This is a genomic window from Thalassobacterium sedimentorum (genome assembly GCF_031127905.1).
Lineage (GTDB): Bacteria > Verrucomicrobiota > Verrucomicrobiia > Opitutales > Coraliomargaritaceae > Thalassobacterium > Thalassobacterium sedimentorum.
The window spans coordinates 1-5,932 of the sequence record NZ_JARXIC010000069.1; the positions used below are offsets into that span (position 1 = coordinate 1).

The window sequence follows — 5,932 nt, forward strand, 5'->3', positions numbered from 1 at the left end:
TGAGACTAAGAGAAACCAAACTTTTATATGTAAAAACCAACTAACAGCTTCTACGTTCTTGACACAAACTAACATAGCAGGGGCTTCACTTGTGACGCCCGCGTCGTGCATGCGTTCTGTATTTAACCGCAGATGAACGCTGATACACGCCGATGAATTAGATCACACTCGAGACTCCTCCCCGGTTCGAAGAACCGAGGCTACTTTGGAAGTGGAAAGAAGGGAACGCCCATAGTGCCGGGTTAGGAGTCCCGCTTTTAAGCGGCTGCGTGTGGGAAGTAGTGTGCGAGCTCGCTCGTCGCTCGCGCCAGATTCGCGGCTCGGCCAACGCAGCCAATGCGGAGATTGGCGATCCCGGGGGAAAGCCACGCGGCGAGCATCCCGTAGCCTCGATCCTCCGGATCGGGGAGCGTCGTCCCAGCCCAAGCCCTTACTAGTATCCAGCATCATACAAGATAAGCCGCGTCTTCCCACGTCAGCGTCCTTGCAAGCCCACGTCCTTACAAGTTCCAGCGTCGTATCAGATTCACGCAAATTAACGTAAATTAACGGTTCAAGTTCCAGCGTCATATAAGATTCACGTAAATTCACGTAAATTACATGTCACGGCGTAATGAAATGAAGACGGAACGGTTCAAAACCCCACGTCTGATCAGCCGCCACGTCCTCCCATCCTCACGTAAGCTTCGCGGTTCTTATGGCCCCTATCAACTTCACTGCTGTTTAGCTCCACTTGCAGGCGTTCGCTTGCCAGCATGCCTAGATTTCACAGCGTGCACGGTATGATTCAGCTACCGCAAGAAATCCTCGAAGCCTGGGAAGTTCGCGATCCCGTGGCCGTATTCACCACGGTTGATACCGAGGGCGTGCCCAACACCATTTACGTCAGCATGTGTGCGCTACGCGCCGACGGCCGCGTCTTGATCGGGGATGTCCACTTTGGCAAGACCTTGAAAAACCTGCAGCAAGGTTGCGCTCAAGTGTCCTTTCTCTTTTTCGCCAAAGACCACTCCGCGTATCAGCTCAAAGGGCAGGTCCGCTACGCCAGCGAGGGGCCCCTCTTTGAAGAAGGTCAATGCCTCGCCAAACCCGAGTTCAGTTTAAGAGGCGTCGTCGAGATCCAAATCACCCAAGCCTACAAAGGCTCCGAGCAACTCGGCCTTTGAAGTGTGAAGGGGCGGAACGTCGAACGCCCAACGTCCAACATCGAATTGTGAATGGTGTGTTTTTCATTCATCATTGGACATTCCCAATTCTGTGCTCTGTGGTCCAATCCAGCGCTTATATTAACCGCAGAGCGCGCAGAGAGCACGGAGGAGTAGGAAGTGCGGAGTTTGCCAAGAGGTTCCTTTTGTAGGGGCTTCATTTATGACGCCCGCGTCAGAGTCGCCGCTTATGGACTGCTTGCCCTGCATCATGTCCGCCGTCACGTCCGCCGTAGCTCGAAGAGCGTAGGAGGAAGCCTATAGGCGTAGGAGGAAGCTCGCAGAGCGAAGCATGGGGCGAACATCGAACGCCCAACATCGAATGAAAGAGGGGCGAGTGCCGGGCTAGGAGTCCCGCTTTTAAGCGGCTGCGCATAGTTTCCGGGAGTGTGAATATGGAGAGTGGGCGTCCCGCCCAACGCCGAATGAGGAGGGTGCGCTAGCTGAAGCGCACTTCAAGTTTTCTAGAAAGTCGTCGCTGCTCAACCACCGCAGCCAATGCGGAGATTGGCGATCCCGGGAAGGCGATCGTATCTGCTGTGCTGACCCAACGCATTTTTTAACCGCTTATCACCGCTAATGACACGCTTATGATTCGAACCCCATCATTCGATTCTCCCAAGTTGCGTCCTTACAAGTCCACGTCCTTACAAGTTCCAGCGTCATATAAGATTAACGCCAATTAACGTAAATTAACGGTTCAAGTTTCCCCCCTCCGCCCCCATCAACGGTATGATTTACAGTTGATCCGCGGTCAGGGCCTTGCACAGTCGCTGGTGTGCAACGTATCCTACTATTCCTACTACTTTCGCTCCTCGTCACGGTTCGGCTCACAGCACAGATCTATGCCGATATCTCCCTGGCCGAAGGCGGCACCTCACTCGGTAGCATCCGGGTGCAGCTCCACCATCAAGCTGCTCCCCGCACCGTCGCCAATTTCATCGGGCTCGCTACCGGCGAGCGCGCCTGGATCTCGCCGACGACCGGCGCCGTGCAGAGCGGGGTGCCGTATTACGACGGTCTTAGCTTCCATCGCCTCATTCACGATTTTATGATCCAGGGCGGCGATCCGCTCGGCACCGGAGCCAGCGGCCCCGGCTATGTCTTCCAAGACGAGTTCGATCCCTCCCTCCGCCACAATGGCAGCTATGTCGTTTCGATGGCAAACTCAGGCGTCAATTCCAATGGCTCACAGTTTTTTATCACACTGGAGGATTCCAGTCACCTCGATGACTTACATACTGTGTTCGGCATCGTCATCGACGATGCCAGCGTGCCCGGCAGCCGCGCAGTGATCGATGCTTTTAAATCCAGTGACAACTTTCCGACCGACAGCAGCGATCGTCCCTTAACGCCGATCAGCATCGAGTCCGTGAGCTTCTCCGGGCCCGACTTGGCCAGCTTCGATATTCACGACCCCGCACTCGGCCTGCCCACCGTGCACGGCATAAAGCTTCGCCTGCGTCACGATGTCGAAAATAGTCAATTTTTCCTACAATGGTCACGCCAGCACAAGTGGGATTATCCCCTGTATTACGGCAACGATCTAGAGAGCTGGACCCGCGTTACAAATATTTTGAGCATGGGCAATGACTCTGCTGCAGAAGTGGAGCTTACAAACCTGTTTGCCGGCGACCGCGGCTTTGTCACGATGGCAGGGGTCGACTATAGTCACACGCCCGACCTACCTGCTGATATTTTTAGCGCTGGCGATACGCTCGTTATGGCAGTGGAGGGCGGCACGCTCACGCTCACTTTCGATGGTGCCGGCGCTGGCACTTGGTCCTTTGAAGATACCGACGCAATCGTCACCACTGGCGCGATTACGCAATACTATCGACCGAACACTTCGACACTCTATGGCATCCCCACCAGCGGCATCTTCACCAGCCCGAACTATTACACCTACGCCCGCAGCCTAGCTGCCCGCGAAGTCGTGGTTTTCTTCGACGGCCCCGTGGGGCCCTACGGAATCACAGCCATCCAAGCCCAGCTCTCCTTTCACAGCGACAGCAGCGGTTGGTACAACGGCCCCGTCAATGCAGACGAGACTCTCACGAGTCCCTTCCGAGGCACCTTTACCTGGGCTCCAGGACCTTAAGAAAAATTGGGAACGTCCAACATCGAACATGCAACATCGAACATCGAATGGGAGATGACGCGAGTGCAGGGCTACAAGTCCCGCACTTAAGCGGCCACGTGTAGTTCTCGGGAGTGTGAATATGGAGAGTGGGCGTCCCGCCCAACGCCGAATGAGGAGGGCGCGCGAGCTGAAGCACACTTCAAACGTTCCTAGAAAGTAGCTGCTCAGCCACCGCAGCCAATGCGGAGATTGGCGATCCCGGGGAAAGCCCCGCACTCTATCGTAGCCTCGATCCTGAGGATCGGGGAGCGTCGTTTAAGCCTGCGCCACCGCAGCCAATCTGCCGCGTTAACTGTGCTTGCCTAACGCATTTTTTTAACCGCTTATCACCGCTAATGACACGCTTATTAATAGAATCCCATCACTCGCAGATTCTCTGACAGCGTAGTCATCTTCTTTTATCGTCTAAAGGCTTTAGGGGACATACAGACACATAAGGCCAACATTGAACATCGAATGGAAGAGGCCCGGCGAACAGGGCTACAAGTCCCGCTTCCAAGCGGCCACGTGTAGTTCTCGGGAGTGTGAATATGGAGAGTGGGCGTCCCGCCCAACGCCGAATGAGGAGGGCGCGCTAGCCAAAGCGCACTTCAAACGTTCCTAAAAAGTTGTTGCTCAGCCACCGCAGCCAATGCGGAGATTGGCGATCCCGGGGAAAGCCCGGCACTCTTTCGTAGCCTCGATCCTCTGGATCGGGGAGCGTCGTTTAAGCCCGCAACCACCGCAGCCAATACGGAGATTGGCGATCCCGGGAATCCGGGCGTTCTCTCGCGGCAGCTTCAAAAAAGTCCATACTTCCTGCTTTTCTTTCGTTCGCTGAACCTCATTGTTTGGATCGTGCAGTTTCCTGATTGTTCTTGCCGGTTGTGAGCTTGTCCGGTCTCAGATGGTTATGAAATTAGATTATACCAGTATCACTCGCCAGGAATTTATGAATTTCTTTCGGGATGACGCCTGCCTCAATACACTCAGCACTGAAGATCGCATTGAAATTTTTCAATAAGTGCTCTCCGGTAGTTCCGACATCACTCAGGATCGGTTAGAGAATTTGTTATGCGATTATTCCGTCGATGGACTGCAGGTGCTGGCGTTTTAGGACAGTCTGTGGAATAAACACGTAGTCTCGGTCTGAAACCTGAGGAGGCAGTTCGGTTGCGGATTCTTTTTGTCGGGGCTTCACTTGTGACGACCGCCGTTGGATAGGCCAGGCTGAGGATGCTCCTAGCTTCTCCAGCGAAATGTCTAGCCCTCAATAATAACCGCAGATGGACGCGAATTTACGCAGATGCACCCGACATCACCTTGCCACTATCGTTTAACCCTCAAAGTAATCTGAATCGAGTCGTTTTAGTTCGACTGTGCGCACGGTTGATACGCCGATGTTGTGTTCAATCATCAGATCGGCAAGGCGAGTGCCGTCGATCAATATTACTTTCTGTGAGATGCTTTCCGCATAATCGATGGCAGTGGTCTTAAAGCTGCTCGTGGTGATGAAGACTCCTTTATTTGCTTGTTTGCCAGCCAGTGCGCCAACGAAACTTTGGATTTCTTTACGTCCGATTGTCGACTCTTGCTGGTAACGTTTGGCTTGGATGTAGATGACATCGAGACCGAGCCGATCATCGTTGATGATTCCGTCGATGCCCTCATCATTTGATTTTTTAGTGACTTGAGCCGCTTCACTCCGTGAGCCGCCATAGCCCATTGCAAAAAGTAAATCAACTACGAGTTGTTCAAACTTGTAGGGGTCCATCGCAAACATATTCTCTAGCAGCTCGTCGGCGAGTAAGCGATGTAATCTATTGTAGGCAGTGTCGATTAGTTCATCGGGTGTGCTCTGTGCTAGACTGTCGTCTGCTGGCGATTCTTCTGATTCAGGATTTTGCTTCTTCCGACTCGCTGCCTTCCAGGCTGCTTCATAACCCTCTAGATTCTTTAGGTCTTGAACGGTGATTGATCCCGTGTGTGCCTTCAGGTATTCACTTCCTTTGTCGGTAATTTGATAGGTAAACTTTGCAGTGGGGTGCTTCTGAATGAATTTCGCTTTGACTAAAGCGCTCATGGCCCAGCCCGCTCGATTCTGTATGTGTGTCTGTCCACTTTTAGTTCTTGAGCTTCGGATCTCTTCGGAGAAATCATATTTCTCGGCTATTTTTTGAACACTGGTGCGCCGCATGATCGGCCCCTGACTCGCAAGCTCGAGTAGTGGTTTTAGAAACTGGTCCCATGTCGGGAGTAGATCTGGATTCTTCTGCATGTTGTATCAATCTAAATTAAGTTTTAAGCATTCCCGGAAGTCTTTGGCGACTTCGAAGTCTGAATTTTAATTCTATTTATCGTTTGTTCTCTGTTGAATTTTCAAGAATTAGATTTTTTGGCATATGAATCGTGCTTGCAGAAAAAAAGAGAATTAAAGCCGGCCAGTCGTTGAATCTGTTGATTTTTTAAGAATTAGATTACGGATTCTTTTTGTAGGGGCGTCACTTGCTGCAATGCCATTGCATAATTCAAAGTGCCCTTTCTAAGACCGTAATTAGAACTGGTTCTCTGGATTCGCTTCTTATCCTGACTTTGGGCCAATGGC

Annotated in this window: 4 protein-coding genes; 3 read left to right on the forward strand and 1 reads right to left on the reverse strand. The window is 52.4% G+C overall.

Going from position 1 to position 5,932, the window contains the following annotated elements; translation table 11 throughout:
• Nucleotides 1–281 precede the first annotated feature (281 nt).
• From QEH59_RS18070 to QEH59_RS18080, 3 genes are all read left to right on the forward strand, one after another.
• Nucleotides 282–437 carry a hypothetical protein gene (locus QEH59_RS18070; protein WP_308986784.1) on the forward strand — a complete coding sequence of 52 codons (156 nt, stop codon included), beginning with the start codon at nt 282–284 and terminating at the stop codon, nt 435–437.
• A gap of 318 nt (nt 438–755) precedes the next feature.
• Nucleotides 756–1,166: a pyridoxamine 5'-phosphate oxidase family protein gene (locus QEH59_RS18075; RefSeq protein ID WP_308986785.1), complete on the forward strand. Its 411-nt coding sequence runs from the start codon at nt 756–758 to the stop codon at nt 1,164–1,166.
• A gap of 817 nt (nt 1,167–1,983) precedes the next feature.
• Nucleotides 1,984–3,306, forward strand: coding sequence for a peptidylprolyl isomerase (locus QEH59_RS18080; RefSeq protein WP_308986786.1), 1,323 nt, complete (start codon nt 1,984–1,986; stop codon nt 3,304–3,306).
• A 1,357-nt stretch (nt 3,307–4,663) separates the two neighbouring features.
• On the opposite strand, the gene QEH59_RS18085 is transcribed toward QEH59_RS18080, so the two are convergent.
• Entirely contained in the window at nt 4,664–5,605 is a 942-nt protein-coding gene (locus QEH59_RS18085; RefSeq protein ID WP_308986787.1) for a restriction endonuclease, read from the reverse strand.
• Between the last annotated feature and the right edge of the window lie 327 nt (nt 5,606–5,932).